General features: G+C 70.5%; 3 protein-coding genes. 1 reads left to right on the plus strand and 2 read right to left on the minus strand.

What is annotated here, in order from left to right:
- Positions 1-263: 263 nt before the first annotated feature.
- Both AC1DVT_RS18795 and AC1DVT_RS18800 read right to left on the minus strand, forming a co-directional pair.
- Complete coding sequence (locus tag AC1DVT_RS18795; protein WP_477390757.1) at positions 264-1,145, minus strand: alpha/beta fold hydrolase; 882 nt, start codon at positions 1,143-1,145, stop codon at positions 264-266.
- 13 nt (positions 1,146-1,158) lie between these two features.
- Positions 1,159-2,625, minus strand: a complete 1,467-nt coding sequence (locus AC1DVT_RS18800) for a carboxylesterase/lipase family protein (protein ID WP_477390759.1) — start codon at positions 2,623-2,625, stop codon at positions 1,159-1,161.
- 113 nt (positions 2,626-2,738) lie between these two features.
- Here AC1DVT_RS18800 and AC1DVT_RS18805 point away from each other — a divergent pair.
- Positions 2,739-3,531, plus strand: a 793-nt coding sequence (locus tag AC1DVT_RS18805; RefSeq protein ID WP_477390761.1) for an acyltransferase family protein, incomplete at its 3' end; no start/stop codon positions are given.

Here is a 3,531-nt window from a genome sequence, read left to right on the forward strand (position 1 = left end):
GTGCGGATGCCACGGCCGCATCGGGCGGAGGCGCGATCTCCTCCGCGAATGCCGCGGCGGGCAGCACGGTCAGCGCTCCGGTGACGGCAGCGGCACAGGCGATCATGATCGCGTTTCGAGCGAACGGAACTCTCATGGTGCGGTCTCCTCACAGAAAGATGCGAGCACGGTGCTCGCAACCCGGAGGAGCCGCGAAGCGACTCTCAGATACAAGAGGGCAGGCAGTCATTCGTCATGCGCATCGGGTGCGCCCAGGTCAGCGCTCAGGACTCGGCGAACACCGCGAGCATGTCCCGCACGAGCTGGTGCGGCGCCGTCTCGCACGGTGCGTGACCCGTCGGGTACACCGCGACGCTCGCGCCGATGCGCTCGGCCCACGAGCGGTGCTGCTCCTCCGGCCACAGATCCTGCTCGCCCACGGCGATGAACTTCGGGATGTCGATCGCGGCGACCGCATCGGCGATGTCGGGCATCGTCATCATGAGCTCCACGATGTCGTCGATCACCGGGCGCCCGGTGACGGCCATGCGCTCCCGCACGAACGCGATCCGCATCGGCGGCGTGCGGTTGAGGTTGTACCGGATCCCCCACAGGATGAGCCCCGCGGCACGATGCGGCGGCATATCGGAGATCGGCCCGATGTGCTTCACCCCGCGGAACACCTGACCCGTCGCCGGCGGAGCGGCCATGAGGGTCAGGCTGGCGAACAGGTCTGGGCGCTCGACCATCGCCAACTCGGCGACGAGCCCCGCGAAGCTGTAGCCGAGGACATGGGCGGGGCCGCGCCCGTCCTCGAGGATCGCGATGAGATCGTCGATGAACAGGCGATAGTCGTACTGCTCGCGCGGTGGATCGAGGTGCTGGGGGCCCGCCGCGACGGATTCCCAGTGCCCGGCGATGTCATACGACTCGACGAGGTAGCCCGCGGCGGCGAACAGCGGGAAGAGGAGGATGAAGTCCTCCTTCGAGCCTGCGACGCCCGAGACCAGCACGACGCGTGGCGCATCCGGGTCGCCKAGACGGACCCTGGCCAGCCCGCCGCTGCGCGCCGCGAACACGTCGTGGTGGGTCCCGGGGGGAAAGACGTGCCAGTCGATGTCGACGATCGCGCGATCTCGCTGGGAGGCATCGTCGATCGCAGTCATAGCGCGCCTGAGACTATCGGGTGGGGAGCCCGGCGAGCTCATCCGCACGCGGGTCGCAGTCGATGTGGCCGCCGTCGGCGTCGAAGACCTGCACGGGTCGGCGCGCCGACCATCGCTCCCACCCCGGATCGCCGTCGACGACGAACGACACCCATGCCCGGTGCATCACCTCGGCGAGCGCCACCGGAGCATCGGTTCCACCGAGAGCGACCGCATCCGGACTCTCGAGGCGATCGAAGACGAAGCCGAGCTCCATCGCGTGTGCCGCGCCGAGGCCGTCGACCGGGCTCTGCCAGCGGAACTCGTAGACGAACGTGGGGGCTGCGGCATCCGCACGGCTGTCCGCGAATCGCGTGGCAGGGCCGCGAAGCAGCATGTCGGAGACGATCTCGCCGAGCACCTCGCCCGGCAGCGCCTCCGGGCGGCGCGCGCGGTGCGCCCGCACGATCCGCCGCGGGACGCGCGCTGACATGCGAGCGACCGCGACCGTCGTCCAGCTGATCCGGTCCAGCGAACCGTTCGGGGCGAGCCACAGCCGGTACTCCTCGCTGGTCGTTCCGATGAGGACAGGGATGCCGCGCCCCGCGCCGGCGAGCAGTGCGCCGAGTGGATCCTCGGGCACCGCCTCTCCCCCGATGACCAGCGCGACGCCCGGGCCGCCGCCGAGCGGAGACCCGCCCGCCCCGACTGCCGTCTGCGTCGCGGCGAGCTCGGCCGGCGTCACTGCCTCGAATCCGGACCGCGTGGCGGCGACGCCCCGGCGCTTCGCGATCGCCCGCGTCATGCGCCCGGCCTTCTTCGCGGGCTGCGCCTGCAGCGGTCCGCTCTGCAGGATCGCCTGATCGAACAGCTCGGCCGCGTGCGGCAGCGCGAGCAGCGCGGTGAGCGTGTTGGCGCCCGCAGACTGCCCCATCACCGTCACCCGGGCCGGGTCGCCGCCGAACGCGTGGATCTCGCGCCGCACCCAGCGCAGCGCCGCCTGCTGGTCGAGCACGCCGAGGTTCTGCGGCACGTCCTCGAGCACCGCGAATCCTTCCTGGCCGAGCCGGTACTGCAGGGTGACGAACACGATCCCGTGCCGGGCGAACGTGGCGCCGTCGTATGTCGGCAGCGCCGCAGACCCGCGCGTGAGCGCGCCGCCGTGGACGAAGACGAGCACCGGGAGCGCGGCATCCGGATTCCGGTCCGCGGGCGCCCACACGTTCACGGTCAGGATGTCGTCGCCGGGCACCTCCACCGTCGCGAGGTACTTGTCCATGCCGCCCTGGTACGGCGTCTGCGGCGCCGTCGGCCCGAACGATGTCGCGTCGCGCACCCCCGTCCACGCCGTGGGCGGCGCGGGCGCCCGGAACCGCTGGTCACCGAACGGCGGCGCCGCGTACGGGATGCCGAGATACCGGTCGATGCCGTCTTCGCGAGCTCCGCGCAGTGCGCCGGTCGAGGTCGTGGTCGGGATCGCCGCAAGGGGGGCGTCAGACATGGAATCTCCTCTTCCGGCGCGCCACCCGCTCGGGAGCGGACGCCTCATCGCGCAGTGCTCGTGTCAACCGGGGAGCGACCGGCCGAGACCCCAGGATATGGTGGCCTCGCGTCATGACCGAACCATCGAGCACGGCCGCCGCTGCGGCATCCCCGGCTCCCGGCGCGCCTTCGGCCGGGGGCGCCGGTGCGCCGCGAGTCCGCCGCCGCGTGCCGTTCTGGGACAACGCCCGCTTCGCCTGCATCGTCCTGGTCGTCCTCGGGCACTCGCTCCAGCGCCTGACCCACGACTCCGACATCGCCCTCGGCCTCTACCTCGTGATCTACGCCTTCCACATGCCGGCTTTCGCGATCATCTCGGGATACTTCTCGAAGGGCGGTCCGCCGACGCGGCGTCAGATGGCCCGTGTGATCACCGACATCCTCGTGCCCTACGTGATCTTCGAGGCGCTCTGGACCCTGACGAAATGGCTGGTGGAGGGCCAGGCGAACCCGAACCTCACCGAGCCGTCGTGGACGCTGTGGTTCCTGCTCGCCCTCGGACTGTTCCGGCTGGTTCTCCCCTACCTCGCATTGCTGCGCTGGCCGCTGCTGTGGACGATCGTGATCTCGATCTGGGTGGGCTACCTGCCCAATATCGATTCCACGCTGTCGTTGTCGCGCACCCTCGGGCTGCTGCCGTTCTTCACCTTCGGATGGTGGCTCAGCGAGCACGACATCGTCGATCGCCTCGCGCTCCTGCGGCGGCGCAGCTGGTGGGTGCCGGTGGCGGCCGCGGGCGTCTTCATCGTCGCGGGCTGGGCCGCGTGGTTCTTCATCGACACCTGGCGTGCCCTGAATCTGCGCGAGTGGCTCTTCTACGACGAGAACTACTCGTCCATCGGCGCCACGCAGTGGTGGGCAGGTG

The organism is Microbacterium sp. P2_F9, from assembly GCF_056403635.1.

Bases quoted from the DNA above. Each gene is read 5' to 3' on its own strand.
- AC1DVT_RS18800 (WP_477390759.1), bottom strand. From the start codon at position 2,625: ATGTCTGACGCCCCCCTTGCGGCGATCCCGACCACGACCTCGACCGGC.